Below are 26567 nucleotides of genomic sequence, written 5' to 3'. Positions count from 1 at the left end.
CATGACCAAGACTATCGACCTCATATCTCCGATCGACGGATCGGTTTATCTTTCGCGCAAGGTTCTTTCACGCGACGAGGCAATCAAGGCCGCCGAAAAGGCGCGCCGCGCACAGGCCGACTGGGCCGCAAAGCCGCTTGATGAACGCATCGCCATCGTGCGCAAGGCCAACGAGATCGTCGGGCGTGATACCGACCGCATGGCGGTCGAGCTGGCGCACCAGATGGGGCGCCCGGTGCGCTATGGCGGGGAATTCGGCGGTTTCAGTGAACGCCTGACCCACATGGCCGACATCGCGGCCGAAGGCCTCGCACCCGACGTGATCGAGGACAGCGACGCCTTTCAGCGCATAATCAAACGCGTGCCCTGGGGTGTCGTCCTGGTCGTGGCGCCATGGAACTATCCCTACATGACGGCCATCAACACGGTGGCGCCGGCCCTGATCGCCGGCAACAGCGTGATCCTGAAACACGCCAGCCAGACGCTGCAGGTCGGGGAACGGTTGGCCGAGGCATTCCACGAGGCCGGCGTGCCAGAGGACGTCTTCCAGAACCTGGTGATCGACCACGATACCACCAACACGCTGATCTCCGAGCGCCGGGTGAACTTCGTGAATTTCACCGGCTCGGTCGGCGGGGGCCAGGCGATGGAACGCGCCGCGGCGGGAACCTTCATTCCCGTATCCACGGAACTGGGCGGCAAGGATCCGGGCTATGTGCGCGCCGATGCCGACCTGGATGCAGCCGTCGACACGCTGATGGACGGCGCAATCTTCAACGCCGGCCAGTGCTGCTGCGGGATCGAACGGATCTATGTCGCCGAAAGCCTGTTCGACGCCTTCGTCGAAAGGGCCGTGGCCTGGACCAAGGCCCAGAAGCTCGGCAATCCGCTGGATCCGGAAACCACCCTCGGACCGATGGCCAATATCCGTTTCGCCCGCGAGGTGCGCGCCCAGATCGCCGAGGCCATGGCAGACGGGGCGACCGCCCATATCGAACGCATGGACGCCGATGACGGCGAAAACACCTATGTGACACCGCAGGTTCTGACGAATGTCACCCATGACATGCGGGTGATGCGGGACGAATCCTTTGGCCCCGTGGTCGGCATCATGCCCGTGGCCGATGACGGCACCGCGATCCGCCTGATGAACGACAGCCGCTTTGGCCTGACCGCCTCGGTCTGGACACGCGACATCGCCGCCGCCGAACGCATCGGCGACCAGCTTGAAACCGGCACGGTTTTCATGAACCGCTGTGACTATCTCGACCCGGCATTGTGCTGGACCGGCTGCAAGGACACCGGTCGCGGGGCGGGGCTGTCAAAGCTCGCTTATCAGGCCCTTACCCGGCCGAAATCCTATCATCTCAAGAAGGTCTGACATGGCTCTTACAGGCAACTGGTCCTATCCCACATCCATTCGCTTCGGTGCCGGGCGCATCAAAGAGATCGGCGATGCCTGCCGCGCTGCGGGCATGTCCAAGCCGCTTCTGGTTACCGACCGTGGCCTGAAGTCGATGGACATCACCACCAGAACGCTGGACCTGATGGAAGAGGCCGGTCTTGGCCGCGCGCTCTTTGCCGAGGTCGACCCCAACCCCTCGGACGTGAATGTCGAAGAGGGGCTGAAGGTCTGCCGCGACGGCGGCTATGACGGCGTCATCGCCTTTGGCGGCGGGTCGGGCCTCGATCTGGCGAAAACGCTCGCCTTCATGGCCGGTCAGACCCGCCCGATCTGGGATTTCGAGGATATCGGCGATTGGTGGACCCGCGCGGACCCCGATGGAATTCTGCCCATCGTGGCCGTCCCCACGACCGCCGGCACCGGCTCCGAGGTGGGGCGCGCATCGGTCATCACCAATTCGCAGACCCACGAGAAAAAGATCATCTTTCACCCCAAGATTCTGCCCTCGGTCGTGATCTGCGATCCGGAACTGACGGTCGGTATGCCCAGGCACATCACGGCCGGCACCGGGCTCGATGCCTTTGCGCATTGTGTCGAGGCCTTCTCCAGCCCGCATTACCACCCCATGAGCCAAGGCATCGCGCTGGAAGGGATGCGCCTGGTCAAGGACCACCTGCCGCGCGCCTATGCCGATGGCACCGATATCGAGGCCCGCGCCAACATGATGAGCGCGGCCGCCATGGGTGCGACGGCCTTTCAAAAGGGGCTGGGCGCCATTCACGCCCTGTCGCACCCGATCGGCGCGCATCACCACACCCACCACGGCACCACCAATGCTGTCTGCATGCCCGCCGTGCTGAAGTTCAACGCGCCCGCAATCCGCGACCGCTTTGGCCCGGCGGCTGCATATCTGGGGATCGAGGGCGGGTTCGATGGCTTCTGCGCCTTCGTGGACCAGTTCAACAACAGCCTTGGCATTCCCAAGACGCTGACCGATCTGGGCGTCACGAACCCCGACATCGACACCCTGGTAGAGGCCGCGCTGCGCGACCCTTCGACAGGCGGCAATCCGATCGAAATGACGCCGGAGAACACCAGGAAGCTGCTCGAGGCGTGCCTTTGAAGGCACGATCCGGACAGCAGCGGACCACGCACTGTCAATGATACCAGGGCCGGCGCGCGCCAGCCTGCGCCCAGCTCGGCGGTGCCTCTCGCAAGATAGGGGCCATCGGCTGTGGTTCGGGCTTCTCAATGTGGCTGCCGATCCAGACCAGTTCGCATTCGATCGCGCGGCGGATATGTCGGCCCGGCGGTCGACCTCATGGATATCACCGTCGGGATGTCGCCCTGGAACGCGCTGAGCCCGCAAATGCAGAAATTCGTGGAGATAGAGACGAAATCTTATTCGGTCCATCACTACGCGGAAATCCATAAGGCCGACCATGACGCCTGGAAAAAGTTCGAGGCCGATGGGACCGAGGCCACCCGGCTGAGCCAGGACCACGTCGAACTGATCACCGAGGTGGCGATGCCGTCCGGCAACTCGATCATCTCCGACCGGGTCCGCGGCCAGGTGGGATTTGGCGAGATGCTGCGCGGGTTGTCGTTGAAAGACTGGACCGATCCGGCAATCCGCTGGGGCGAAATCAGCCTCAACGAATGGGAAGTTCCGCTTTAGCCGATAAAATGGATGATGTTCGCCGGTGGCATGCTGCTGGTCCTGCAGGGCGTGTCGTAGCTGCCGAAAGACATCCGAACCATCGCAAGGGGAGCCTGATACATGGGTCTCGACATCTTGATCAAGTTGCTCGGTGCCGCGGTGTTCAGCTTTGACAATCCTGACGATCTGCTGCTGTCCTTCGGGGTGCTCTACCTCGTCAACATGCAGATGAGCTTTCTGTCACCGCCGTTCGGTTATGCGCTTTTCCACCTGCGCGGGGTGGCGCCTGAATCGATCCCGATGTCAGACATCTTCCGCGCAGCAATCCCGTTCCTGCTGTTGCAGGTTGTCGGGCTGACGATTTGCATGCTGGCGCCGCAGGTCATCACCTAGCTGCCGGAGCTTGTCTACAGATAACAGCGGCAGGGCATCGACATGATGCCCTGCCAGCACCTTCAGAAATCGAAGGTGGTGCCGAAATAGAACGCCCGCTCTTCGCCCGGGATGAACGCCGCCTGATCGGGGCGGGCAACATCGACGACCAGCGTCGATGAGGCGTATTTCTCGTCAAACAGGTTGGTCACCCCGGCCTGAAAGCTGACCGTGTCGTTCAGCCGGTATTCTGCCCGCAGATCGGCCACCACGTAGGGGTCGGCGTAAAGCGTGTTCATGTTGTCCACCGGGATGCGTTCCGGCACCCAGCGGGCCGAACCAAAGAGCGTCAGCCGCTCGGTCGCGTTCCATGCCAGCGTGGTGTTGATCAGGTGCCGGGGCGCGCCGCCCAGCCGGTTGTTGCCACGCAGCGGGTCATTGTCGAAACGGAAATCCTGCCATGTCCAGGCCAGTCGCCCATAAAGGCTGCCGGAAAGCGGCCCGCCGATGCCGGCCTCCAGCCCGTTGTGAATGGTCTTGTCGGCATTGACTGACCCGCGCGGCGAACCAGTGACGTCGCGCAGCGACAGGATCTCGTTGCTGATGCGCGAATGATAGGCGGTGACATCCCAGTTGAACCCCGACATCGCGGTGCCGCGCCAGCCGATCTCGATCGTGTCGGCCTCTTGCGCGCTCAGGTTGGCGACGGCGAATGCGGGCGCAGCCAGCCCCGGCGCACCCGGATTGGGGCGGCCGGGGCCGGAATTGGGCGTGCCGCCGGTGGTTGCCAGCAGGTCGTCATGGGTGGGCGGCTCAAACCCGTGGGAATAGGCGATCCAGGCGGTTTGCCGCTCGCTCGGCATCCAGGTCAGCGCAATGCGCGGGCTCCAGCCCGAGTAATCGCGGTCATAGCTGTTGGAAACCGTCGGCACGGCCCCGGCCGGCAGCGGTGCAAAAGGGGCACCCGGGTTGAACGCCACCGTCGGTCGCGTCGCCAATGCCCATTCATCGGCATTCTTGCGCGTGGCATAGGTGTAGGACAGCGATGGCGACAGCACCAAGCTGTCGCTCAGCGGCAGGTTGGCGCCGAGATGCAGCGATGTCGTCGATGCCTCCAGATCGTTGGCGCCGAACTGCGGCCCGCGCACGCCGCCAACATTGTGATAATAGCTGCGGTCGGCACGGCCGAACGCGGTGTTCAACGTCACCTCGAATTTCGGCAACCCGTTTACCGTGTCCGGCTGATACGCATAGCGCGCCGACAAGTTGGTATCCCAGCCGTTCGTCACCCGTTCGCCGGCGGCGATGGGAAAGCGAAAGCTGTCATCGGTCTGACTGAGGCTGAACCCAAGGTCGAAACGCCCCTCGCCCACGTCAAAGACGGTGCGCGCCCCCGCCAGCACCTGCGACGAGCTGCGCTGTGGCCGGTCGCGATAAACATTCGGGCCGGGATTGGCGACCACCCCGGGACCGACCACCACCGGTCCGGCATGGTTCTGGCCGGGATCGAACGACAGCGCCGCCTTGGTCAGCGGGCCGGGCACGTCAAATTCCAGGTTGGTGGCCGACAGGAACAACTGCGTCGTCGCGCCATTGCGGTGGCGTATCTCGGTATTCGCCTCGATGAATTCGCGCCGCGAGTCGTTGTTGATGTCGCGAAAGCCATCCTTGCGGCTCAGCTCGAACTGCAAGAGCGTGCCCACGCTTTCGCCCTCGAACGCGGTCTGGCCTGAAACGCCGTACTGCCCGAAGCTGCTGGCGTTGAAGCTTAGCCGCGATCCCGGGGCGGTCGCGGCGAGGGGTGAGATGAAATTGACCGCTCCACCCAGCACCGAGGCGCCCAGCCGGTTGGCCGCCGCGCCGCGCCATATCTCGATCGCCTCTGCGGTGCCGGGGGCCGCCAGCCCGACGATATATGACCCGTCCGCGCGGTTCACCGGCATCCCGTTCTTGAGCACCAACAGCCCACGTTCGGTCGGGCTTTGCTGCAGGCCGGAGCCGCGGATCTGGATGCGCGGCTGGTCGTTGCTGCCAAAGAACTCCTGCACGATCACGCCGGGTTCGGTGGCCACGGCATCGGCCACGGTCGGGCTGGGAACCTGGTCGAAATCCTGCTTGCCGACGACGCTGGCCGCCTCGCCCGACTGTGCGATGCGTTCGCGCAGGCGTTCGGCCAGCCCGCCGAGGTCCAGCTCCAGCGTGCCAAGGTCGAAATAGCTGCCGCTGCCAGGCTGCGCGGACTGCGCCAGCGCCGCCGCGCCGGATAAAGCGGTGCCGCCCGCAATCAGCGCCGCGGCAATGGGCCAAAAGGCCCTCGGTCGGTGTGTCATGTCCCTTTTCCTCTCGCGTTTGGACCGGACGAATCGCCCGGCAGAACGCAGCCCCTTTCCGCCCGGCGGCCCCATGCGTCAGGCACTGCCGACGCACGAAACCACAGCCGAAACTGGACTGGGCTGATCTTGTTGTTGTTGAGGCTGGCGAGACGCGAAAACCGCGAGGCTGGCGTTTATCCCGATGGAATCATCAGATGGTCCCGTCGCGCGCCTGATTTAGCATAAATTATACCAATTAAAACTGTCAACTTTGACGCATCTTGCCGCACCCAACGCCCATCTCCGCAGACTGGCGGTTTTCAGGTCGTCAATTCAGGGGCATACGCCGGCTCACTTGGTCAGGATCAGCTTGCCGGCCCGGGTGATCCGCAGGGTGTAAACCTGGCCGTCGAGCACGAGTTTCGCCATGATCCCCTCCGCGATCAGGGCCCGCACATCGTAAAGCGGGAATCCATCCTGCGTATCCGGCTTGGCCGGGCTGCCACAAAGAGGGCATTTCATCGTCTGCACCTCACATGATCCAGCAGTGTTTCCAGCCCGACACCGGCCGCATCCCCGCAGCGGCACGCCTGTTCCAGCGCCTCGACATCCTGCGCCCGGCACGGACCGGCGCGATGCTCGGCCTGTCCCGAAGATACATGCGGACCAAAGCGCCATACACGGCAGGCGCACAGGAGCGGCTTCAAAATCATCTGCCCGCGATCCTTAGCGTAAAACTGCGCTGCGCCCCGGCGGGGGGCGGTGGAAAGGGGGCTGCCCGGCGGATCTGCTGCAACGCGACCCGGTCCAGTTGCGCCGACCCGGAACTGCGGGCGATCCCGACAGCCGCCAACCCGCCATTCGGGGCAATGGTAAAGCTGACCTGCGCCGCCCTCCGCACGTTGACGCGTTCGCGCCGGGTGCGCTGAATGCGGCGCATGACCTGGCCGGGATAATTCGTGACCGCTGCATTGCCCGAACGCGCAGCGGCGGTGCGCGCCGGGCCGGCCTGTTGTTGTTGCGCGGTTTCCCGACCGCTTGCATCGCCAGCGCGGGCATCGCGTTTGCTATTGCCGGGCTGCTGCTGGACCGTCCTTTGCGGCGGCGGCGTCGCCTGCTGCCGGGGCTGTTCCGGCTGGGGCCGCTCGGGCCGCGCCTTCGGGCGGGCGGGAACCTGCGGGGCGGGGGTTTCGGGCTCAGCCACGATCCGCTCTGCGGGCTCGGGCGTCGGGGCCGGGGCCTGTTCGACCGGCGCGGCGCGCTCGGGCACGGGCGGCGCGCTGTCCTGCATCGGGGCAAGGGCGGCCAGCCTTTTCGCCTGTGGCGGCGGCGATTGCGTGGTCTCCGGCGAGGGCGCTGCGGCCGTGGTTTCGGCCGGGGGCGTCTCACTGACAGGCGGCGGCGGGGCTTCCGCGACCTCTGCGGGCATTGCCGTTTCGGGTTCCGGCACCTCCGCCCCCGCGGCCATGTCGGCAAAGCTGTCGCCCAGGGTCGAAATGGTCGCCCCGCCCCCGCCCTCGATCGCCGTCACCTCGACCTGCCCGCCCGGCACCACCGCGATGGCCGCGTGCAGCGCCCCGGCCAGGCCAAGGCTGACAACGGCGACATATGGCGAGCGGGGGATCATTGCAGCGCCCTTTCGGTCACAACCATCACCCGCGCCGCGCCGGCGGTGCGCATCTCGCCCGACAGACGCACCAGCGTTTTCGCCGGCAGCGCCCGGTCAGGCACGATGCGCAGGGTCTGGCCTTGCCCGCGCTCGGCCTGTTCCGCCACGAAATCCGCGACCGAGGCGACAGGTTCGCCCCGCCAGCTAAGCCGCCCATCGGCGTGAACCACCAGCGTATCGGGGGGCTCGCGCCCTTCCAGCGCTTCGGTCTGCACGAGGTTCAGATCGCCATCCATGGGGGCCGCCAGCGTGCCGGCGATCATGAAAAATATCAGCATCAGGAACACCACGTTGATCAGCGCGATGGTTGGTTCCCGAACCTGGCCGGGTTTCTGACGCGAAAGGCGGCTCATTGCAGGACCGTTACCGTCAGCCCGTCGATGCCGCGCAGCACCGCCAGCACATCGACCAGCCGCTGCGATTGAACATCGCCCGCCAGGCTGACCAGCAGGCGCGCCGCGTCGCGCCCCTCGATCGCGTCTGCCAACCGATCCAGGCCTATTCCGTCGCCGTTCAGGCGCAGCGTGTCCTCGTCCACCGACAGGAACAGCGGTGCATCCTGTGCCGCGCCCTGCCCTCGCGCGGCGCCCGACAGCTCCACCTCGCCAAAGCGGGAAAAGGTCGAGGTCAGCATGAAAAAGAGCAGCAGCAGAAAGATGACGTCGATCAGCGACGTCAGCGAAAGCGACCTGCGCCGGGGTTTGGATATCTCAAGCGGCATGGGCCCGCGTGCCCGTATCCGATTGCCCCGCCGGGGCGAGAATGATCCGCAGGCCGCGTTCCGCGAACACCCGCTCGCCATGCATCCGCCCCTCGAACCACGACAGCACCAGCGCCGCGGGCATTGCCACCGCCAACCCGGCAGCGGTGGTCAGCAGCGCCACCCAGATGCCCCCGGCCAACAGCGACGGATCAACCGCGCTGCCCGCATCCTGCAGGGCTCGGAAGGCCTCGATCATGCCTAGAACGGTGCCGAACAGCCCCAGCAGCGGTGCCAGTTGCGCGACCATGTCCAGCACCTTGAACCCGGCCTCGAGCCGGGCAAACCGCGCCTCGGCCTCGGCATCCAGCCGTTGGGACACCAGCGCGTTGCCGGCATCGGCCTGGGTCATGGCCCGGTCGATCACCGGCGCCAGGTAGCTGGTGCTTTCCGCAAGGTGGCGGGCCGCCTGCGCGCGCTCGCCCTCGTCCCAGCTGTCGATCGCCGCCGACAGCGCCCGGTGTCGTCCCACCCCGGCGGCGTGGAACTGCCACAACTTGTAAAGAACCAGCGCCAGTGTCAGCACCGATGTCACGACCAGAACCGCGACGACCGGGCCACCCAGGTCAAGGATGTTCGCCAGCGCCGCCTGCAATTCCCCGATCATCCCAACACCTCAATTTCAGTGCGCGAACTCAGGCCCAGCCCGTCCATGCAGGCGCCATCATCCAGCCCCTCGCCGGTGCAGGCCTGAACGCCGTTGAACAGGATGCGCCCGATGCCGTCGCAGGCAATGCCGTCTATCTGGAACTGGCGCACGCGCGGGCGCCCGTCAGGCAGGTCGCGCATGTCGAAAAGCGTCAGCCGCTCGACCGAGCCCGCTGTATCGAACAGCACGGTTTCGAACACCGCTTCGCTCAGGTCCGCGCCCAGCGCGTTTTCCACCACGAAACTGATGCGGCAGGCGCCGTCTGTGTCGGTGGCGGAGTTCAACTCGATCTTCAGGCCGGTATTTGTATCGCCGGGCTGTTCCTGGGCCGCGGCCATGCAGGCCAGACCAGCCAGCACAAACGCACCAAGGGACAAGGAAAGTGAACGCACGGGCCAGGCCTCCTGTCGGTGTGCCGGTTTGCGAGGCGATGGCGGCTGGGCGTTCTGACGACAGCCCGGCACGACGCCGGTCAACCCCCGGTCGGCACGAAATCCTGCGATTTTCCGGCTGGCACTAGGCTGGCTGTCTGCGGATCGGGGCGTTGCCCGCTCCGCCTTATTGCTTGCAGTCGATATTGATTCCGACTAAAAATGTCAACAACATGCGCGCGACCTGATGCCGCGCATTATCCAGCGACAGGCGCCACCGCGCCCAAGCCAGATACCGCCCCCAAAAACGATTTACTGAAGCAAAGGTGGCTCATATGGCCCTGGACACCCCTCTTTCACCCAACGACATCCGCGCAGCACGGGCAGACAGCCCCGATTTGCGCGAACGCGACCTGGCCGACGGGCTGGGCATTACCGAGGCACAGCTTGTCGCCGCCCATGTCGGCGCAGGCGCCACCAGGCTGAACCCCCACCCTGACGGCATCAATACTGCCGCCTGCACCCTGGGCGAGGTAATGGCCCTGACCCGCAACGAGTCGTGCGTGAGCGAGGTGGTCGGCACCTACGGCAACTACAAGCCCGGCAAACATGCCGCGATGGTGCTGAACGACCCCATCGACCTGCGCATCTTTCCGGGCCGGTGGGCCAGCGCCTTTGCCGTCGAGAAACCCACCGCGAACGGCATCCGCCGCAGCCTGCAGGTTTTCGACAAGGCGGGTGACGCCGTGAACAAGATCTTCCTGCGCGATGGGTCCGACCTCGACGCCTGGGCGCGCGCGGTCGAGACGCTGCGCCACGAAGACCAGTCCGACGGGCAGGACGTTCAGCCGCGCGAGCCGGTGGAACCGGCCAAGTCCAACCCGGCCAAGCTGGACGCCCTGCGCGAGGGGTGGGCGGCGATGACCGACACGCACCAGTTCTATGCGATGGCCAACCGGCTTAAGATGAACCGACTGGGCGCCTACCGGATCGTCGGTGCACCCTATGCCCGCGCCTTGCAGACCGACGCGGTCGACCAGATGCTGCATGCCGTGCGCGATGGCGGCTTTCCGATCATGATCTTCGTGGGCAACCAGGGTTGCATCCAGATCCGTTCCGGCACCATCGAGACGCTCAAGCCAATGGGGCCGTGGCAGAACATCCTTGATCCCGGCTTCAACCTGCACCTGCGGCTCGATCATATCGCCGAAGTCTGGGAAGTGACCAAACCCACCAAGCGCGGGCCGGCAGTTTCGGTCGAGGCATTCGACGCCGAGGGCGGGCTGATCTTTCAGATTTTCCCGGTGCCCGCCGGGCGCGACATGCCCGACAGCCGCGACGACTGGCAGAAGGTGGTCGATGCCCTGCCCGACCTCGCCGGTGAAGGGGTCGCCTGATGGGGGGCATTCGCCGCGCGGGTATCGCGGCCTTCGCGGCCCTGATGACCATCGCCTCGCCCGTGTTCCCGGACCCGGGCGAGCGCGTCATCTCGGTCGGCGGGTCGATCACCGAAATCGTCTATGCGCTTGGCCAGCAGGACCGGCTGGTCGCCCGCGACACGACGTCGAACTATCCCGACGCGGCGCTTGACCTGCCCGACGTGGGTTATGTCCGCGCGCTGTCGCCCGAGGGCGTTCTGTCGCTGGACCCCGGCCTGATCCTGGCCGAGGCCGATGTCGGCCCACCCGAAACGCTGGACTTGTTACACGAGGCGCAGGTGCCGCTGGTGCTGATCCCGGATGCGCCGTCAGGCACCGGCATCCTCGACAAGGTCCGCGCCGTGGGTGCGGCGCTGAAGGTCGATACAAGCGCGCTGGAGGCAGAGACTTCCGCCCAGCTTGACCATGCCGCCACCCGCGCCACCGCGATTGCGGACGAGGACAGAAAGCGTGTGCTGTTCGTGCTCAGCGGTCAGGGCGGGCGGATTCTGGCCGCCGGCAAGGGCACCGAGGCCGCCGCCGTGATCGAAATGGCCGGTGCGGTCAACGCGCTGGAGGGGTTCGACGGCTACAAGCCTGTCAGCGACGAAGCCATCGTCGCGGCAGCGCCGGACGCCATCCTTATGATGACGCGCGGCGGGCAGGCGCTGATCGACGACGACACGCTTTTCGCCATGCCCGCCATCGCGGCCACGCCGGCGGGCAAGTCCCGCACAGTGATCCGTATGGGCGGGCAGTACCTGCTGGGTTTTGGCCCGCGCACGGCGCTGGCGGTGCAGGACCTGGCGGATGCGCTTTACGGTGAACGGGACGATGACCCTGGCAGCCTGTAACGAGATCGCCGATGCCGCGCTGCCCGACCGCGCCGCGGCCGCAAGGCGACTGACCTTGTGGCTGGCGCTGGGGCTGATCGCGGCAATGACGGCAAGCCTGGCCATCGGTGCTGCAGGCACGTCGCTGTGGTCGACCCTGGCCGACCTGGCGCTGGGTCGGCCGCTGTCATCCGTGGACGAAACGATCCTGTGGAACATCCGCCTGCCGCGCACGCTGATGGGCGTGCTGGTGGGGGCGGCGCTGGCAGTGTCGGGCGCGGTGATGCAGGGGCTTTTCCGCAACCCGCTGGCTGATCCGGGGCTGGTCGGGGTCAGTGCCGGGGCCGGGCTGGGCGCGATCAGCGCCATCGTCCTGGGCTCTGCCCTGCCGGCGGGGGCAATGGCGCTGGTTGGCGCGCACCTGGTGCCGCTGGCCGCCTTTGCCGGCAGTTGGGCCACGACGCTGCTGCTTTACCGCGTCTCGACGCGCGGCGGGCGTACCTCGGTCGCGACCATGCTGCTGGCCGGTATCGCGCTGGGGGCACTGGCGGCGGCGCTCTCGGGCCTGCTGGTCTATGCCGCCGACGACCAGCAACTGCGCGACCTGACATTCTGGGGGCTCGGATCGCTCTCCGGTGCGACATGGGCCAAGCTGATGGCCGCCGCGCCGATCATCGTGGTGGCGTTGCTGGGCGCACCGTTCCTGGCGCGCGGACTGAACGCGCTGGCACTGGGCGAGGCGGCGGCCGGGCACCTGGGCGTTCCCGTCCAGCGGGTCAAGAACTTGTCGGTTCTGGCCGTCGCCGCCGCCACCGGCGCGGCGGTCGCGGTGTCGGGTGGCATCGGCTTTGTCGGCATCGTGGTGCCGCACCTGCTGCGGCTGGCGTCAGGGCCCGACCACCGGATGCTGCTGCCTAATGCCGCGCTGCTGGGGGCCGGCCTGCTGTTGGGGGCAGACATGATCAGCCGCGTGGTGATCGCCCCGGCCGAGCTGCCCATCGGTATCGTCACGGCCATCCTCGGCGCACCGGTCTTTCTGTGGATCCTGCTGCGCAACCGGATGGTGGTGGAGTCATGAGCTTTCGCGCCCATGACATAGGCGTAAGCCTTGGCCGCCGCGCCATCCTGCACGGCGTCGATTTCACCGCCGAGGCCGGGCGGTTGACTGCCATCGTCGGGCCGAACGGGTCGGGCAAGAGCACGCTCTTGCGCGCACTTTGCGGCGAGGTGCCCTTTTCGGGCCGCGTCACGATCAACGGCCATGATACTGCGCATCTGAAAGCGTGGGAACTGGCTGCCATGCGCGCGGTGTTGCCGCAATCGGCCACGCTCGCCTTTTCCTTTACGGTGATCGAGGTCGTCCGCCTCGGCCTGAGCGCGGGCATCTCGGCCGGGCGCGACCACCTGCCCCTGCGTGCACTCGATGCGGTCGGCCTGTCAGGATATGGTGGGCGGCTTTATCACGAGCTTTCGGGCGGCGAACAGCAGCGCGTGCAACTGGCCCGCGTGCTGACGCAGGTGTGGGACCCGGTCGAGGGGGGCGAACCCCGCTGGCTGTTGCTGGATGAACCCGTTTCCAGCCTCGACATTGGTCACCAGCTGGTGGTGATGGAGCTGGTGCGCGGCTATGCCGAACGCGGCGGCGGGGTGATCGCGGTGATGCACGATTTGAACCTGACCGCGATGTTCGCCGATGCCGTCACGATGGTGCATGGCGGCCGGATCATCGCCAACGGCGCCCCGGCGGCGGTGCTGACCGATACCACGCTGTCGCACGCCTATGGCTGCAACCTGCGCGTCAATCATCAGCCGCCGTCGGGCGGCACCTGGGTGCTGCCCCATGCCGCGACATTGCAGGGCGCGCAATCATCGTAACCTGCGCAAGATCGTGGAATCCACCGCGACAATATTTCCGAGCATTTCTGTCAATAATGCGTTGCACGGCAAAACCCTTCGTCGTATCCATATTCAAAATACATATTCAGGGCGCTGTCATGAGCCGCACAACGACCACATCGGGCAAGCAAAGCCGTGGAACGCGCCTTGTGCTGCACCTCTTGGTCCTTGTGGTGCTGTTGGTTGCCGCCATCGTGCAGGCCACGTTCGCGGGCGGCCTGTGGCCGTTTGATTTGCGCTTTTCAGTACTGATTGCCCTGGGCGGAATCGCGGTGCTGGCCATCGCATGGTGGCCGGCTGTGCTGGCGCTGGGCCTGTTCGCCGTGTTTCTGCCACGGGCGCGCTTGCGGCTGGTGTTCTGGCCAGTGGCCGTGCTGGCCATGACTGCGCTGCATGGGGCATTCGGCCCCGGCCTGGGGTTCGTACCGCTTGATACGCTCGGGGTTTGGGGCGCTGTGGCCCTATACGCAATCCCGACTGCTCTGCCGATCCTTGGTGGTTCGGCGCTGCGCGAGGCATTTTTCCGCCCCACCGCCCCCGTTGAAAGGAGTTCGCCATGACACCCCACCAGCCGCCCAACCGCCGTGCCCTGCTGCTGGGGGCGCTTGCCTGCGCGCCAGTTCTGGCGGCGCCCGGCCTGCTGCGGGCACAGCCCCGCATCGGCGCGCTGGCATTTTCCGGCCCGCCCGCCGGCCCCTCTGTCACGCTGGCGCATGCTGTGGCGACGGACCGCTTTGCCGATATCGCCGAAGCGGCCAGCATGAGCGCCTGGCGCACACCGGATGAGCTGCGCGCCGGGCTGACCTCGGGCAATATCAGCCTGTCCATCGTGCCGGTTCAGGCGGCGGCGAACCTCTACAACCGTGGCTTTCCGATCCGGCTGGCCAACGTCATGACCGACGGGTTGCTGTATGTTGCCACCGGCGACGACACCATCAACACGATCCCCGATCTGAAGGGGCGCACCATCGCCGTCCCATTTCGCGGCGACACGCCCGAGATCCTGTTCGGCCAATTGCTGACCCATCACGGGCTGGACGCCGCGACAGATATGCAGATCACCTATGCCGGCTCGCCTATAGAGGCGATGCAATTGCTGCTCGCCGGCCGGGTCGAGGCGGCGCTGAATGCCGAACCGGCGACCACCGCCGCCGTCATCCAGGGGCGGCAGGCCGGCCGGAACATCCGCCGCGCCATCGACATGCAGGCCGCCTGGGGCGAGATGACAGGCGCCGCCGGGGTGTTGCCGCAGGCCGGACTGGCGATCACCGGCGATTGGCTGGACCAGCATGGCGACGCCCTGCCGCTGATCATGGCGGGGATCGAGACCGCAACGGCAGAGGTGCTGGCCGACCCCGCCACAGCCGCCAGCCACGCCACCGGGGCGCTGAGCATGCCCGCGCCGCTGCTGGCCGCGTCGATCCCCCATTGCAACCTTGTCGCGCGGACCGCGACCCAGGCCCGCGCCGATATTGAGCGGATGCTGACCGCGATGACCGGTGCCGACATGGCCGCGATCAACGGCCGATTGCCCGATGACGGTTTCTATCTATGACCCGACCTGCCGAAAACGCCCCGGCCCGGCCAGCCCGAAGGTGCCAGCAATGACCGCCCGCCTCAGCCCCCCCATCACGACCCGCCTGACTGAGCGCGCCGGGCGCGTGCTGGAATTCCTGTGGTCGGGCTGGGCCGGGCTGGCGGCGCTTTTTCTGCTGGCGGCGATCTGGCAGGCCGGGCACGAGGCCTATGGCCCCTTCATCCTGACCTCGCCACAGGAAACGGTCGCGGCAGTCTGGCGGCTGGCGGGCGATCCGGCGGCCTGGGCGGTGGCGGGGCTGACCCTGCAGCGCGCGGTGACGGGCTTTGCCCTAGTCAGCGGCGCGGGCATCACCATCGGTCTGATCGCCGGGTATTCGCCCGCGACGATGCGCCTGGCGCAGCCGCTGATCACGGTATTGATGGGGGTGCCGCCCATCGCCTGGATCGTGCTGGCGATGATCTGGTTCGGCGGGTCCGACGCCACGGTACGCACTGTGATCGTGGTCTCGGCCCTGCCGGTGGTGTTCCTTGGCGCGGCGCAGGGCATCGCCACCCGCGACCGCGGCCTTGACCGTATGGCGCAGGCATTCGGCGCCGGGCCGGTGCGGCGTTTCCTGACGGTGGGGTTGCGGCAGACCACGACGACGCTGTTTCCGGCGCAGGTGCTGGCACTTGGCACCGCCTTCAAGGTTGCCGTCATGGCCGAGCTACTGGCAAATGCCGGCGGGATCGGCGGGGCGCTGGCCAATGCCCGGATCAACTTGGACATCGCCACCGCGCTGGCTTGGGTATTGATCGCCGTTCTGCTGCTGATCGCGGTGGAATACACGCTGGTCCATCCCGTCAAGGGCGAGATCGACCGCTGGCGCCGCGCGGCACAGCCCTGGGGGGTGAAACGATGAGCGTGCTGTCCCTTGCAGGCGTCGAGCACGCCTATCTGGGCCGGTCGGTGCTCAAGGCCGTTGATCTGACCGTCGGTGCGCAGGAAATCGTCGCGCTGGTCGGCCCCTCGGGATGCGGCAAGTCAACGCTGGCCCACGTCGCAGCCGGGCTGTTGGAACCGAAATCTGGCCGCATCGAGCGACGCTATCGCCGCCACGCGATGATCTTTCAGGACCCGTCGCTGCTGCCTTGGGCCACGGCGGCGCAGAACATCGCCTTTGGCCTGCGGCTGTCCCGCCTGCCCCGGCGGCAGCGGGCAGATTGTGTTGCAGAGGCCGCGGCACGGGCAGAGCTGGAACCCGGCGACCTGGCCAAGTACCCGGTGGAACTGTCTGGCGGCATGCGCCAGCGCGTCGCCATCGCGCGGGCGTTGGCGGTACGGCCCGATTTCATCTATTTTGACGAACCCTTTACCGCGCTCGACGTAGCCCTGCGCCGCCGGATGCAAGACGTGGCGATCTCGAACTGTGCCGATGCCGGGCTGTCGGGCCTCTTTATCACCCATGACCTGCACGAGGCGGCCCGCATCGCCCATCGCGTCATGGTGCTGGACACCTACGGCGCCGGCATCCTGGGCGACCGCTCCCTGCCCGGCCGCCCCGGCAGCCGCAGCGACACGCAGGTACAGGAATGGGTCGCCGCCGCGCTAAGCCGCGATCCTCTGTTTCGCCATATCCACGACGTCGACGAAAGGCAGATCGCATGAGCTGCGCCCCCGCATCCGGGCCCGAACGGGCGCTGCCGACGACCCGCGCCGGGATGCTGGCCGACGAGGGATTCAGGCTGTTCTTTCCGCTCGCGGCGGTTTACGCGGCCGTCTTTCCGCTGTTCTGGGTGCTGGCGATGGGGTTCGACCTGCCGCTGGCGCGCACGGTGCCGCCCTCGATCTGGCACGCGCACGAAATGCTGATCGGGGCCTTCGGCGCGGCACTGATCGGGTTCCTGACGACTGCCGCGGCGGAATGGACGGATACCGAACCCTTGCGTGGCCGCCCGCTGTGGCTGCTGGCCGCCCTCTGGGGCGCGGGGCGCGTTGTCGGCCTCCTGGGATGGGACGGGATGAGCGCCCTGGGCGCACTGGCCGATCTGGCATGGATGGGGGTGCTGTTTGCCTATCTGCTGCGCCTGTCGTGGTCGAAACGCACCGACCGGTTGCTGGTTTTCGTCTTCTGGATCGGCGTGCTGATGGCCTGCACTGCCGCGACACGGGTTTCCTTCGTCCTCGGGGACGTGGCGCGCGCGGCGATGGCTGTCCATCTGGTCGGCTTTGCCTTTCTCGGCCTCTTGGGGATCGTCCTTTCCCGGGTCACGGTGCCGGTGACCAATCTCATCCTCGACCCGACCGAGAAAAGCTCTCCGTTTCGGCCCCACCCCGGGCGGCTGAACCTGGCACCCGGCCTTGTGCTGGTGGCGATGGCCGGTCAGGTGGCGGGCCTGTCGCCGGCGGTGACGGGGTATCTGATGCTCGCCGCCGGCGCCGCCTTCATGGACCGCATCGCCGAGGCCTTTGTCGGGCGCGATGCGCTGCGGGCCGAGATCCTGCTGCTGGCGGGGGCCAGTACGCTGGCCGGGACCGGGCTGATGATGGCCGGCGCCGCCGCGCTGGGCGCCCCCTGGACGCAGGTCACCGGCCTGCACGCCGCCTTCATGGGCGGGCTGGGGCTGGGAATCTACGCGATCTTCTGCATCGCCGGGCTGATGCACACCAACCGTCCGCTGGGCCTGAACTGGGCCGTAAGGCTGGGCGCGCTGGCGCTGGCCGGATCGGTTGCGCTGCGGCTGGCGCCTGACCTCGGCCTGGACATACCCGGGCCGGTGCATGCGGGTGCATCCCTGGCCTGGGCAGCGGGGTACCTGACTTGGCTGGCGGTCTTTTGGCCATATTTCACCGCTGCACCAGCCACGGCGACCGCCAGCACAGCCCTGTCAGAGCCCGATTCGGTGCCCGAAGCGGTCACGCCCATCGCACCCCCGCCCGATATCGCCGCCGCCGAATAGGCCCACCAGCCTGCTCCATGCCAGCAAGACCAGTCACAGCCGTTGTCCCGTTACAACAGCCGGATGTAAGGCCCGGAATACCCGCGAATTGCTTGACTTTGCATTCATGTTTCGGCATTCACCCCAAATCTGATTAAAAAACTAAGTCAATGCCAGCCCTGCGCCAGCCGTGACACCTGCGCACAAGTTTCCGCGCGTGCCGTGGAAACGGACAGAGGGAAAAGGCAATGACGAAACTTACCGGTAGAAACCGCCGGCTGGCCCGCCTGTTGGCTGGCGTGGCAATGGCTGCGATTGCCCATGGCGCAGCAGCGCAACAGGCGGATAGCGACGACACCTTCCTGGGCACGCTCACGCTGCTGGGGACGGGGCTGGAAACCACGGTTTTCGAGAACCCCTCGGCGGTGACCGTGATCGACGAAGAAGAGATTTCCAAGGTTCCACCCGCGCGCGTGGCCGACTTTCTCAAGGACATTCCCGGCGTGATGATCGAAGAGGCGGGGATTACCCGCATCCGGATCCGCGGCGAAGAGGCACGGCGCGTGCGCATCCTGATCAACGGCCAGGCGATCACCGACCATACCACCTATGGCCCGCCGGTGGTGGTCGACCCCTCCACCGTCGAACGCATCGAGGTGGTTCGCGGTGCGTCCTCGGTGATCAGCGGCCAGCGCGCCATCGGCGGCACCATCAACATCATCACCAAGCGCGCCACCGACGAGCCGTTCGAGGCCACCTCGACCCTGTCCTATTTCGGCGCGACCGAGGGCTGGCGACTGTCGAATTCCATCGCCGGGCGGCAGGGCGGTTTCACCTGGCGGCTCAGCCAGGGCAAGTCCGACCTGGGCAACCGCCACGCCGCCGGCTTTGGCGAACTGGTGCCATCGGGCGTGGAGGACGAAAACTGGTCCGCCTACATGGGTTATGGGACCGGCAACCACTATTTCGGGGTCGAGGCACAGGCATACGACCTGTCATCCGAGGTCTATACCGGCATACCCGGCTTCACCATCGACCTGCCCAAGCGCGACCTGCGCAAGCTGGGCGCCTTTTACGAGGGCACCGACCTTACGCCGTGGCTTACCTCTCTCAAGATCGACGCGTTCCACCAGACCATCGACCGGGAATTCGTCAACAATATCGTGCTGGGACCGTTCGCACCGACAATCGACACTAGCAACAACGACGAACAAGAGACATTCGGCCTGAACATCTCGGCCGAGCTGCAGTTCTGGGACAATGTCCGCACGATCATAGGCGCGCAGTACGAGGATGACGCGCTGGAGGTAAATTCCACCAGCCTGGTCACGCCACCATTTGGACCGCCCCCCACGCCCACAATCGGGTTCGACAAGGCCAGCATCGTCACGACCTCGGTCTTCATGCAGAACGAGATCACGCTGTCGCCACAACTGGCACTGCATTTCGGCGGGCGTTACTACAACGTCGAGGCAGATCTTGAGGCCAGCAACACCGCAGCCCTCAGCAGAAATTCCGACGACCGTTTCCTGGCCAGCGCCGGCGTTGTCTGGACCCCTGCCGACAACTGGGCGCTGCGCGGCCTGTTCTCGCAAGGTTACAACTATCCGACGCTCAACCAGTTGTTCACCCAAACCACCGCAGGCGGGGCGCTGACGCTGCCGAACCCAAACCTGAAACCCGAAACGGCGGACAATTTCGAGCTGGGCGCGCGGTTCGACAATGGCATGACCGTCCTGGACGCCACGCTGTTCCATACCAAGGCCGATGATTACATCGTCCGGCAGGCGCTGCCGCCGCTGGGTCCGACGCCGCGCGCCCAGTACCAGAACGTCGATGGTGCCGAAACGGTGGGAATCGAACTCTATGCCGAGCACGATCTCGGCAACGCCGTGGTTCCCTATGTTTCAGCCGCGCTGATGCGCCGCGAACTGCAATATGGCAATGGTTTCAACACCTCTGACAGCGGCACACCCGACTTTTCCGGCACCATCGGCGTGCGCAGGGATTTTGAATTCCGTGGGATGCCCGCATCGTTCGATCTGTATGCCACGGGCGAAACCGGGACCAAGCTGCGCGACAACACCGGCGCCGTCACGGCCGGGGCGGGTGCCTGGACCACGATCAATCTGCGCGGATCGCTGGAGGTGAATGAACATGCCTCGGTCACGGTTCAGCTTAACAATCTCTTCGACAAGCCCTATCAGCCCTATGGACAGATGCCGGGTGCCGGGCGCAGCGTCGATGTTGTTCTCACGGCCCGGTTCTGAGACATTCGGAAACGGAGATACGGCATGCTGACGACCGCACTACTTATCCTGACGCTCGGCAATGGCGGCGCCATCCACATGGCGCTGAGCGAGGCCGAGACAATGGAGGATTGCGAGGCCAAGGCCGACGTCGTGGGGCAGGTCCTGACCGGCGCCGGCTATACCATCGAGGCGATGCGCTGCGGCGAAACCGATCTGGCGCTGACCCCCTATAAACACGGCCACAGCACCGCCGACATGCGCTGGCACTATCACGTCACGCTGAAAGGCACCGATCTGGGCGACGGCTTTGTGCTGCGCCCGGTCGAGGCCGACGCTTGTGAGGCGGATAGCAAGGCGATGGAATACTGCACCATTTCGGCGCAGGGCCCGGTCGGGGACTGACCGCCGCGGCGGTCAGGTCCCTCCCATGGTGCTGAGAATGCTCTCGGCATTGATGATGGACTGCGCGATCTCTGTCGTGGTCGTTCGCTTGGCCATCGCCTGTTTTCGTATCAGGTCGTAGGCCTCTCTTTCCGTGATCCCGCGATGCCGCATGAGAATGAGTCTGACGTCAGCGCCTGTGGGACAGATTTGAAGTTCTCATAACGGAGGATTTCTGGTTCACCGCGGCAACTAATTCATACACTTACACAAAGCGCGGTCAGGATGACCAATCGACGGGCAACGGATTCGCCCTGGCCCGTCACTTTATTGGGAACCTCACCAACTCACATGAAAACGGCCATTGATCGCCACGCCGGCCCGGTCTCTCGACCGGGTCCGGGGTGCCGCCTGACGGCCGCGATGCTCAGGCGATGACCATGCCGTCTGTAAGGCGACTTACCGACTGAACCAGGGCCTTTCGGTCGATGCCGAAGTGCCGCGCAAGATCGCCGATGGTGCCGGTCTGGCCAAAATGTTCGACCCCGTGCGAGATGGTTCTGTGGCCCGCGACCGACCCCAGCCAGGCCAGCGTGGCGGGGTGTCCGTCGATCACCGTCACGATGGCACAGTGGCGGGGCAGATCGCCCAGCAGCCGTTCTATATGCGACCGGGCGTTCGTATTGCCGCGCGCGCGTTCGCGCTGCGCCGCGGTCCAGCCCGCGTTCAGCCGGTCGGCAGAAGTCACGGCCAGCACGCCGACGTCGCGGCGGGTCTCGCCGATCATGCCGGCGGCGGCAATGGCCTCGTCCGCGACGGCGCCCTGATAGGCGATCACGACCGAACAGTTCGGGCCCGGCTTGCGCAGCCAGTAGGCGCCGTCTATGGCCCCCTGGCGAAACGCGTCATCCACGCGTTTTCCCGGCTGTTCCAATGGCTTGGTGGTCAGACGCAGATAGACCGAACCGCCGGTTTCATCGCGCAGCCATGTGCGTTCGTCCGGGTCGCCCTCGCCGTCGCGCTGCATGTAGTCGAACGCCCATTCCATGATCACCGCCAACTCGTCGGCAAACGCCGGTTCGAACGCGGCCAGCCCGTCTTGCGCCATGCCGGTCAGCGGCGTGCCGATGGACTGGTGCGCGCCGCCCTCGGGCGCCAGCGTCACGCCCGAGGGCGTACCCACGATCATGAACCGCGCATCCTGGTAGCAGGCATAGTTCAGCGCATCGAGGCCGCGATGCACGAAGGGATCATAGACCGTACCGATGGGGATCAGCCGCTTGCCCCACAGGCTGTGCGCCAAGCCCGCCGCCCCCAGCAGCAAGAAGAGGTTCATCTCGGCTATGCCCAGTTCGAGATGCTGGCCCTCTGGCGTGAAATCCCATTTGGCGGTCGAGGGAATGCGGTGCTCGATGAACGCATCGCGCAGCGCGTCGCGGGCGAAAAGCTTGCGCCGGTTGACGAACGCGCCCAGCCCCGTGGTGCCCGTCACATCGGGCGAGGTCGTCATGATCCGCGCGGCCAGGTCGCTGTCGCTCTTGCCCAGTTCATCCATGATCTTGCCAAAGGCCGCCTGGGTCGAAATCTCGCGGTCGCTGGAAAAGGCAATGGCGGGAACCGTCAGCCTGGCATCGGTGTAGCGGCGTATGCCCTCGGCGAAGAAGGGCACCTGGCCAAGAAACGCCTTGAGGCCCTCGACATCCTCGACGGTGGCGAATGGGTCCCATTCCTGCCCCTCCGGCACGCCCATATGCGCCTGCCACTCGGCCATCTGCGCCTTGGTCATCAGCCCGCCGTGGTTGTCCTTGTGCCCGGCGATCGGCGTGCCCCAGCCCTTGATCGTGTAGGCCAGGAAACAGGTCGGGCGGTCATGGTCGATGGCGGCGAACGTGTCGGCCATCGTCTCGACGCAGTTGCCGCCAAGGTTTTCCATCAGCGCGGCAAGCTCGGCATCGCTGCGCCGCTCGATCAGCGCGGTGACGTCGCCCTGATCGCCAAGGTCATCCATCAACCGCTGCCGCCAGACCGCCCCGCCCATGTAGGTCAGCGCGGAATATTCCTGGTTGGGGCAGGCGTCGATCCAGTCACGCAGGGCAGCGCCGCCCGGTTCCTCGAACGCGGCGCGCTGCAGGGCTCCGTACTTGACGCGGACCACGTCCCAGCCGAAGGCGGCAAATATCTTTTCGATCCGTTCGAACAAACCCTCACGCACGATGCCGTCAAGGGATTGGCGGTTGTAGTCGATGATCCACCAGGTGTTGCGCAGGTTGTTCTTCCACCCCTCCTGCAACACCTCATAGACATTGCCCTCGTCCAGTTCGGCATCGCCCACCAGCGCCACCATGCGGCCCTGGCGCACGTCCTGACCCCAGTCCTTGGCGGCAATGAAATCCTGCACCAGCGACGCCAACGCGGTGATGCCCACCCCCAGCCCGACCGACCCGGTCGAGAAATCGACATCGTCGATATCCTTGGTGCGGCTCGGATAGCTCTGCACCCCGCCATAGCCGCGAAAGTTTTCCATGCGCTCGCGGGTCTGGTTCCCCATCAGGTATTGCATCGCGTGAAAGATGGGCGATGCGTGCGGCTTGACCGCCACCCGATCCTCGGGCCGCAGCGCCGAGAAATAGAGCGCCGTCATTATAGACACCATCGAGGCCGAGCTGGCTTGGTGCCCGCCGATCTTGATCCCGTCCACCTTGGGGCGGACATGGTTGGCGTGGTGGATCATCCAGTGCGACAGCCACAAGAGCCGCTGTTCGATCGTCTTGAGGTGGTCTGTTTGCGCGCGCATGGTCAGGTTCCCTTACTCTGCGGCGTACCGTACAGGGCCGGGCAGCGCCTGGTCCAGATCAGAAAGGATATCCTCGACATCTTCCAGCCCCACCGACAGGCGGATCAGGCCGTCGCTGATACCGTGCTCGGCACGTTCCTCGGGGGTATAGGTCGAATGGGTCATCGACGCCGGGTGCTGGATCAGCGTTTCGGCATCCCCCAGCGACACGGCGCGGTGTATCATCCGCAGCCGGTTCATCATGGCGATACCGCCAGCCATGCCGCCTTCGACCTCAAAGGCGATCATGGCGCCGGGCTGGTCCATCTGCCGCTCGGCTATGTCACGCTGAGGAAAATCGGCAAGGCCCGGATAGTAAACCGTGCGCACCGCCGGATGGGCGGCCAGGTAGTCGGCCACCGTGCGGGCCGAGGCGCAGTGGCGATCCATGCGCAGGTTCAGCGTCTTCAGCCCGCGCAGGACCAGCATGGCGTTGAACGGGGCCATGACCGCGCCGGTCATGTCCTTCATCCCGACCAGCCGGATTTCGGCAACCTGTTCGGCCCGGCCCGCGACCAGCCCTGCCACCACGTCGCCATGTCCACCCAGGTACTTGGTGGCCGAATGCAGGACGATATCGGCGCCCAGCTCGATCGGCCGGGTCAGGTAGGGCGTGGCATAGGTGTTGTCGACCACCACCTGCGCGCCCCCCTCATGAGCGATCTGCGCGGCCTCGGCGATATCGACCAGCCGCATGTTCGGGTTGGCGGGGGTTTCGAAATAGACGACGCGGGTCTTGTCCGTCATGGCGGCGCGCAGATTGTCCAGGTCGGTCATGTCGACATGGGTGATGGTGATGCCCCACTTGGCCAGTCCGTGCTGCATGAAGGCAAAGGTGCAGCCATATAGCGTCATGTCGACGATGACCTGATCGCCGGGCGACAGCAGCGTCCACAACACCGCCGTCACCGCCCCCATGCCGCTGGACAGGGCCAGCCCGGCCTCGGCCCCCTCCAGCGTGGCGATGCGCTGTTCCAGCAGGTCGCAGGTCGGGTTCGAGATGCGGCTGTAGATGTGGCCCTGGCGTTCGCCTGCAAACATCTCTCCGCCGGCCTCGGCGGAGTCGAACGCAAAGGTCGAGGTCAGGTGCACGGGAGGCGTCAGCGCGCCCTCGTGGTCCTGCGGGTCATATGCGTGGTGAATGGCGCGGGTGGCAAAGCCGGTGGGACGGGACATGGCAAGCTCCTGTTTTCGGTTTGCGCCATAATACGCCGGACTTCTGGGCATTGAATTGCGACCTTTGCCAGTGGAAGTTACAATTTTGGCATATCCTGCCAATCGGAGGAAATCATGGACCAGAAAGACCGCGATATCGTTCGCGCCTTGCAACGCAACGGGCGGATGACCAACCAGGACCTGGCAGAGGCGGTGAACCTGTCGCCGTCGCCCTGCCTGCGCCGGGTCAGAAACCTCGAAGCGTCGGGTGTCATCCAGGGCTACAGCGCCGATGTGGATCCCGTCGCCTACGGGCTGCCGATCACCATCTTCGTGCGCATCCGGCTGGAGCGCCACAACGAACCCGACGTCAGGAAATTCGAACAAAGGGTGCGCATGATCGACGAGGTCCTCGAATGCCACATCCTGACCGGCGCGATGGATTACCAGCTGCGTGTGCTGGTGCCCGATCTGAAGGCCTACGAGGATTTCATCCGAAACCGCATCCATCCCATCGGGGGCGTGGCCTCTATCGACACCAGTTTCGTCTACAGCACCGTCAAGAGAACGTCAGTCTTTCCGCCTCCGAACTGACCGCCGGTTGATGCTCCGCCGCCGGCGGACCCCGCAGCGACAAAGGTTGCGGCGTTTTGGGCCACCCCGCGACGGACAGCTCCGGCGACAAGCCGGCAACAAGGTGAGAAGGTGAGAAGGTGAGAAGGTGAGAAGGTGACGTTTCATTGGTCATGAGTTTTCCATAGGCCTCCTATTAATATGAGTCAGCCAGAACAAGGCTGCCTGAACGACGCAATGACCGGGCTTTCGATCCGGCCGGGGCCTGCGGCACCTCACGAAACTGTTACGAACGTCGTTTCATCTTGGCGCTATCGCTTCGACTCGGAACTTGCCATTCAATGACGCCCTCTTTATCTCGACATGATTGCGAGATGTCCCAGGGCGTCTGGCATCCCGCACCTAACGCTTTGGGAGAGCATCGCCATGACATCCCCCGCACGGATCTTTTTGGCCCTCGCCGCCAGCATCGGGCTCGTTTCCGCTGCATCCGCCCAGCAGCAGGGAATGCCGCCCGCGACCGTCACCGTCGTCACGGTCCAGCCCGAGACGATCACCCTGACCACCACCCTGCCCGGGCGCGTCGCGGCCTCGGCCCAGGCCGAGGTGCGGCCCCAGGTCAACGGCATCATCACCGAACGGCTGTTTGAAGAGGGCGCCCAGGTGGCCGAGAACGACCCGCTATACAAGATAGACCCGGCCAGCTATGAGGCCGCGGTTCAGCAGGCCCGCGCCGGCGTCGCCCAGGCCGAAGCCCAGCTGCGCGCCGCCGAACGCGAGGCAAAGCGCCTGAAAGAGCTGCAGGCCCGCAATGTCGCCAGCCAGCAGGCGCTCGACGATGCGCTGTCGGCGCGGGATTCAGCCGTTGCCGCGCTGCAACTGGCAAAGGCGCAGTTGAATTCGGCCGAAATCGAATTGTCGCACACCACCATCCGCGCCCGGCTGTCCGGGCAGATCGGCCTGTCGCAGACCAGCCAGGGCGCGCTGGTCACTGCCAGCCAGGCAACACCGCTGGCGGTGATCCGCAACATCGACTCGGTCAATGTCGACGTGACCCAATCGGCCGCCGACCTGCTGCGCTGGCGGCGCGGTGAGACCGAGGAACTGCTGACCGGCGCCGACCGCACCGTGCGGCTGATGCTCGCGGACGGCTCGGATTACGGCCATACCGGCCACCTGCAGGCGGCGGAACCCAATGTCGACCCGCTGACCGGCGTCGTGACCCTGCGAATGCAGTTCGCCAACCCCGACCTCTTGTTGCTGCCGGGCATGTATGTGCAGGTCGAGATGCCCGTGGGCGTGGCCCGGGACGTGTTCCTATTGCCGCAACAGGGTTTGGTGCGTGACCGCCGCGACCGGCCCACCGCCTGGGTCGTGAACGCCGATGGCGTCATCGAGGAACGGCCGCTGTCGATCCTGCAGGATCGCGGCACCGACTGGGTGATCAACGATGGGCTGTCGGCGGGAGACCGGATCGTGATCGAGGGCTTTCAAAAGACCGCCCCCGGCGCGACCGTCAACGCACAGGAAAGCGCGCCGGCCTCTGACCAGGACGCGTCGGAATGATACC

At 65.8% G+C, this 26567-nt stretch carries 28 protein-coding genes; 17 read left to right on the top strand and 11 right to left on the bottom strand.

Annotated elements, in window-relative coordinates:
• Position 1 precedes the first annotated feature (1 nt).
• From DL899_RS11875 to DL899_RS11860, 4 genes are all read left to right on the top strand, one after another.
• The gene (locus DL899_RS11875) at positions 2-1381 is read left to right on the top strand and encodes an aldehyde dehydrogenase family protein (protein WP_111734576.1); all 1380 of its coding nucleotides are present in this window, start codon (positions 2-4) and stop codon (positions 1379-1381) included.
• A gap of 1 nt (position 1382) precedes the next feature.
• Complete coding sequence (locus tag DL899_RS11870) at positions 1383-2528, top strand: iron-containing alcohol dehydrogenase (protein WP_111734575.1); 1146 nt, start codon at positions 1383-1385, stop codon at positions 2526-2528.
• A 198-nt stretch (positions 2529-2726) separates the two neighbouring features.
• Complete coding sequence (locus DL899_RS19655; RefSeq protein WP_204355301.1) at positions 2727-3083, top strand: type 2 periplasmic-binding domain-containing protein; 357 nt, start codon at positions 2727-2729, stop codon at positions 3081-3083.
• A gap of 102 nt (positions 3084-3185) precedes the next feature.
• Positions 3186-3458, top strand: a complete 273-nt coding sequence (locus tag DL899_RS11860) for a TRAP transporter large permease subunit (RefSeq protein WP_111734574.1) — start codon at positions 3186-3188, stop codon at positions 3456-3458.
• A 62-nt stretch (positions 3459-3520) separates the two neighbouring features.
• On the opposite strand, the gene DL899_RS11855 is transcribed toward DL899_RS11860, so the two are convergent.
• The 8 genes from DL899_RS11855 to DL899_RS11825 form a co-directional block, all read right to left on the bottom strand.
• Positions 3521-5767 (bottom strand): TonB-dependent receptor family protein, encoded by a 2247-nt coding sequence (locus DL899_RS11855; protein ID WP_111734573.1) that lies wholly within the window; start codon positions 5765-5767, stop codon positions 3521-3523.
• 333 nt (positions 5768-6100) lie between these two features.
• The gene (gene hemP, locus DL899_RS11850) at positions 6101-6271 is read right to left on the bottom strand and encodes a hemin uptake protein HemP (protein WP_111734572.1); all 171 of its coding nucleotides are present in this window, start codon (positions 6269-6271) and stop codon (positions 6101-6103) included.
• Positions 6268-6462 (bottom strand): hypothetical protein, encoded by a 195-nt coding sequence (locus DL899_RS19400; RefSeq protein WP_162685565.1) that lies wholly within the window; start codon positions 6460-6462, stop codon positions 6268-6270. Before DL899_RS19400 ends, hemP begins: the two co-directional genes overlap by 4 nt.
• The gene (locus tag DL899_RS11845) at positions 6459-7376 is read right to left on the bottom strand and encodes an energy transducer TonB family protein (protein ID WP_111734571.1); all 918 of its coding nucleotides are present in this window, start codon (positions 7374-7376) and stop codon (positions 6459-6461) included. The genes DL899_RS19400 and DL899_RS11845 overlap by 4 nt, the downstream gene beginning before the upstream one ends.
• Positions 7373-7771, bottom strand: coding sequence for an ExbD/TolR family protein (locus tag DL899_RS11840; protein ID WP_111734570.1), 399 nt, complete (start codon positions 7769-7771; stop codon positions 7373-7375). The genes DL899_RS11845 and DL899_RS11840 overlap by 4 nt, the downstream gene beginning before the upstream one ends.
• Positions 7768-8139, bottom strand: a complete 372-nt coding sequence (locus DL899_RS11835; protein WP_111734569.1) for an ExbD/TolR family protein — start codon at positions 8137-8139, stop codon at positions 7768-7770. Before DL899_RS11835 ends, DL899_RS11840 begins: the two co-directional genes overlap by 4 nt.
• Positions 8129-8785, bottom strand: coding sequence for a MotA/TolQ/ExbB proton channel family protein (locus DL899_RS11830; RefSeq protein WP_111734568.1), 657 nt, complete (start codon positions 8783-8785; stop codon positions 8129-8131). The genes DL899_RS11835 and DL899_RS11830 overlap by 11 nt, the downstream gene beginning before the upstream one ends.
• Entirely contained in the window at positions 8782-9219 is a 438-nt protein-coding gene (locus tag DL899_RS11825) for a hypothetical protein (protein ID WP_111734591.1), read from the bottom strand. The genes DL899_RS11830 and DL899_RS11825 overlap by 4 nt, the downstream gene beginning before the upstream one ends.
• Before the next feature lie 314 nt (positions 9220-9533).
• Here DL899_RS11825 and DL899_RS11820 point away from each other — a divergent pair, with 314 nt between their 5' ends.
• From DL899_RS11820 to DL899_RS11770, 11 genes are all read left to right on the top strand, one after another.
• Complete coding sequence (locus tag DL899_RS11820) at positions 9534-10595, top strand: hemin-degrading factor (protein ID WP_111734567.1); 1062 nt, start codon at positions 9534-9536, stop codon at positions 10593-10595.
• Entirely contained in the window at positions 10595-11470 is an 876-nt protein-coding gene (locus DL899_RS11815; RefSeq protein WP_111734566.1) for a heme/hemin ABC transporter substrate-binding protein, read from the top strand. Before DL899_RS11820 ends, DL899_RS11815 begins: the two co-directional genes overlap by 1 nt.
• Complete coding sequence (locus DL899_RS11810; RefSeq protein WP_111734565.1) at positions 11451-12527, top strand: FecCD family ABC transporter permease; 1077 nt, start codon at positions 11451-11453, stop codon at positions 12525-12527. Before DL899_RS11815 ends, DL899_RS11810 begins: the two co-directional genes overlap by 20 nt.
• On the top strand, positions 12524-13324 hold the full coding sequence (locus DL899_RS11805; protein ID WP_111734564.1) for a heme ABC transporter ATP-binding protein: 801 nt from the start codon (positions 12524-12526) through the stop codon (positions 13322-13324). The genes DL899_RS11810 and DL899_RS11805 overlap by 4 nt, the downstream gene beginning before the upstream one ends.
• A 119-nt stretch (positions 13325-13443) precedes the next feature.
• The gene (locus DL899_RS11800; protein ID WP_111734563.1) at positions 13444-13905 is read left to right on the top strand and encodes a hypothetical protein; all 462 of its coding nucleotides are present in this window, start codon (positions 13444-13446) and stop codon (positions 13903-13905) included.
• A complete protein-coding gene (locus DL899_RS11795) occupies positions 13902-14900 on the top strand; it encodes an ABC transporter substrate-binding protein (protein ID WP_111734562.1) in 999 nt (332 codons plus the stop codon). Before DL899_RS11800 ends, DL899_RS11795 begins: the two co-directional genes overlap by 4 nt.
• Positions 14901-14949: 49 nt before the next feature.
• A complete protein-coding gene (locus DL899_RS11790; RefSeq protein WP_111734590.1) occupies positions 14950-15786 on the top strand; it encodes an ABC transporter permease in 837 nt (278 codons plus the stop codon).
• Positions 15783-16532, top strand: coding sequence for an ABC transporter ATP-binding protein (locus DL899_RS11785; RefSeq protein WP_111734561.1), 750 nt, complete (start codon positions 15783-15785; stop codon positions 16530-16532). Before DL899_RS11790 ends, DL899_RS11785 begins: the two co-directional genes overlap by 4 nt.
• Positions 16529-17824 carry an NnrS family protein gene (locus tag DL899_RS11780; RefSeq protein WP_111734560.1) on the top strand — a complete coding sequence of 432 codons (1296 nt, stop codon included), beginning with the start codon at positions 16529-16531 and terminating at the stop codon, positions 17822-17824. Before DL899_RS11785 ends, DL899_RS11780 begins: the two co-directional genes overlap by 4 nt.
• Before the next feature lie 227 nt (positions 17825-18051).
• Positions 18052-20073: a TonB-dependent receptor plug domain-containing protein gene (locus tag DL899_RS11775; protein ID WP_111734559.1), complete on the top strand. Its 2022-nt coding sequence runs from the start codon at positions 18052-18054 to the stop codon at positions 20071-20073.
• 24 nt (positions 20074-20097) lie between these two features.
• On the top strand, positions 20098-20457 hold the full coding sequence (locus DL899_RS11770; RefSeq protein ID WP_111734558.1) for a hypothetical protein: 360 nt from the start codon (positions 20098-20100) through the stop codon (positions 20455-20457).
• A 12-nt stretch (positions 20458-20469) separates the two neighbouring features.
• Here the strand turns inward: DL899_RS11770 and DL899_RS11765 are convergent, their stop codons facing one another.
• The 3 genes from DL899_RS11765 to DL899_RS11755 all read right to left on the bottom strand — a co-directional run bounded on the left by DL899_RS11765 (position 20470) and on the right by DL899_RS11755 (position 24445).
• Positions 20470-20610, bottom strand: coding sequence for an ANTAR domain-containing protein (locus tag DL899_RS11765; RefSeq protein WP_111734557.1), 141 nt, complete (start codon positions 20608-20610; stop codon positions 20470-20472).
• 253 nt (positions 20611-20863) lie between these two features.
• Positions 20864-23230, bottom strand: a complete 2367-nt coding sequence (locus DL899_RS11760; RefSeq protein WP_111734556.1) for a 1-deoxy-D-xylulose-5-phosphate synthase N-terminal domain-containing protein — start codon at positions 23228-23230, stop codon at positions 20864-20866.
• A 12-nt stretch (positions 23231-23242) separates the two neighbouring features.
• The gene (locus DL899_RS11755) at positions 23243-24445 is read right to left on the bottom strand and encodes a methionine gamma-lyase (protein ID WP_111734555.1); all 1203 of its coding nucleotides are present in this window, start codon (positions 24443-24445) and stop codon (positions 23243-23245) included.
• A gap of 114 nt (positions 24446-24559) precedes the next feature.
• Here DL899_RS11755 and DL899_RS11750 point away from each other — a divergent pair, with 114 nt between their 5' ends.
• Together DL899_RS11750 and DL899_RS11745 are read left to right on the top strand one after the other, a co-directional pair.
• The gene (locus DL899_RS11750; protein WP_111734554.1) at positions 24560-25018 is read left to right on the top strand and encodes an Lrp/AsnC family transcriptional regulator; all 459 of its coding nucleotides are present in this window, start codon (positions 24560-24562) and stop codon (positions 25016-25018) included.
• A gap of 405 nt (positions 25019-25423) precedes the next feature.
• Positions 25424-26563, top strand: a complete 1140-nt coding sequence (locus DL899_RS11745; protein ID WP_111734553.1) for an efflux RND transporter periplasmic adaptor subunit — start codon at positions 25424-25426, stop codon at positions 26561-26563.
• Positions 26564-26567 lie beyond the last annotated feature (4 nt).

The sequence above is a fragment of the Roseovarius amoyensis genome (assembly GCF_003260265.1).
Lineage (GTDB): Bacteria > Pseudomonadota > Alphaproteobacteria > Rhodobacterales > Rhodobacteraceae > Roseovarius > Roseovarius amoyensis.
This window is presented reverse-complemented; position numbering and strand designations above follow the sequence as displayed.

Bases quoted from the DNA above. Each gene is read 5' to 3' on its own strand.
- DL899_RS11875 (WP_111734576.1), top strand. From the start codon at position 2: ATGACCAAGACTATCGACCTCATATCTCCGATCGACGGATCGGTTTAT.
- DL899_RS11870 (WP_111734575.1), top strand. From the start codon at position 1,383: ATGGCTCTTACAGGCAACTGGTCCTATCCCACATCCATTCGCTTCGGT.
- DL899_RS19655 (WP_204355301.1), top strand. From the start codon at position 2,727: ATGGATATCACCGTCGGGATGTCGCCCTGGAACGCGCTGAGCCCGCAA.
- DL899_RS11860 (WP_111734574.1), top strand. From the start codon at position 3,186: ATGGGTCTCGACATCTTGATCAAGTTGCTCGGTGCCGCGGTGTTCAGC.
- DL899_RS11855 (WP_111734573.1), bottom strand. From the start codon at position 5,767: ATGACACACCGACCGAGGGCCTTTTGGCCCATTGCCGCGGCGCTGATT.
- hemP (WP_111734572.1), bottom strand. From the start codon at position 6,271: ATGAAATGCCCTCTTTGTGGCAGCCCGGCCAAGCCGGATACGCAGGAT.
- DL899_RS19400 (WP_162685565.1), bottom strand. From the start codon at position 6,462: ATGATTTTGAAGCCGCTCCTGTGCGCCTGCCGTGTATGGCGCTTTGGT.
- DL899_RS11845 (WP_111734571.1), bottom strand. From the start codon at position 7,376: ATGATCCCCCGCTCGCCATATGTCGCCGTTGTCAGCCTTGGCCTGGCC.
- DL899_RS11840 (WP_111734570.1), bottom strand. From the start codon at position 7,771: ATGAGCCGCCTTTCGCGTCAGAAACCCGGCCAGGTTCGGGAACCAACC.
- DL899_RS11835 (WP_111734569.1), bottom strand. From the start codon at position 8,139: ATGCCGCTTGAGATATCCAAACCCCGGCGCAGGTCGCTTTCGCTGACG.
- DL899_RS11830 (WP_111734568.1), bottom strand. From the start codon at position 8,785: ATGATCGGGGAATTGCAGGCGGCGCTGGCGAACATCCTTGACCTGGGT.
- DL899_RS11820 (WP_111734567.1), top strand. From the start codon at position 9,534: ATGGCCCTGGACACCCCTCTTTCACCCAACGACATCCGCGCAGCACGG.
- DL899_RS11815 (WP_111734566.1), top strand. From the start codon at position 10,595: ATGGGGGGCATTCGCCGCGCGGGTATCGCGGCCTTCGCGGCCCTGATG.
- DL899_RS11810 (WP_111734565.1), top strand. From the start codon at position 11,451: ATGACCCTGGCAGCCTGTAACGAGATCGCCGATGCCGCGCTGCCCGAC.
- DL899_RS11805 (WP_111734564.1), top strand. From the start codon at position 12,524: ATGAGCTTTCGCGCCCATGACATAGGCGTAAGCCTTGGCCGCCGCGCC.
- DL899_RS11800 (WP_111734563.1), top strand. From the start codon at position 13,444: ATGAGCCGCACAACGACCACATCGGGCAAGCAAAGCCGTGGAACGCGC.
- DL899_RS11795 (WP_111734562.1), top strand. From the start codon at position 13,902: ATGACACCCCACCAGCCGCCCAACCGCCGTGCCCTGCTGCTGGGGGCG.
- DL899_RS11790 (WP_111734590.1), top strand. From the start codon at position 14,950: ATGACCGCCCGCCTCAGCCCCCCCATCACGACCCGCCTGACTGAGCGC.
- DL899_RS11785 (WP_111734561.1), top strand. From the start codon at position 15,783: ATGAGCGTGCTGTCCCTTGCAGGCGTCGAGCACGCCTATCTGGGCCGG.
- DL899_RS11780 (WP_111734560.1), top strand. From the start codon at position 16,529: ATGAGCTGCGCCCCCGCATCCGGGCCCGAACGGGCGCTGCCGACGACC.
- DL899_RS11775 (WP_111734559.1), top strand. From the start codon at position 18,052: ATGACGAAACTTACCGGTAGAAACCGCCGGCTGGCCCGCCTGTTGGCT.
- DL899_RS11770 (WP_111734558.1), top strand. From the start codon at position 20,098: ATGCTGACGACCGCACTACTTATCCTGACGCTCGGCAATGGCGGCGCC.
- DL899_RS11765 (WP_111734557.1), bottom strand. From the start codon at position 20,610: ATGCGGCATCGCGGGATCACGGAAAGAGAGGCCTACGACCTGATACGA.
- DL899_RS11760 (WP_111734556.1), bottom strand. From the start codon at position 23,230: ATGCGCGCGCAAACAGACCACCTCAAGACGATCGAACAGCGGCTCTTG.
- DL899_RS11755 (WP_111734555.1), bottom strand. From the start codon at position 24,445: ATGTCCCGTCCCACCGGCTTTGCCACCCGCGCCATTCACCACGCATAT.
- DL899_RS11750 (WP_111734554.1), top strand. From the start codon at position 24,560: ATGGACCAGAAAGACCGCGATATCGTTCGCGCCTTGCAACGCAACGGG.
- DL899_RS11745 (WP_111734553.1), top strand. From the start codon at position 25,424: ATGACATCCCCCGCACGGATCTTTTTGGCCCTCGCCGCCAGCATCGGG.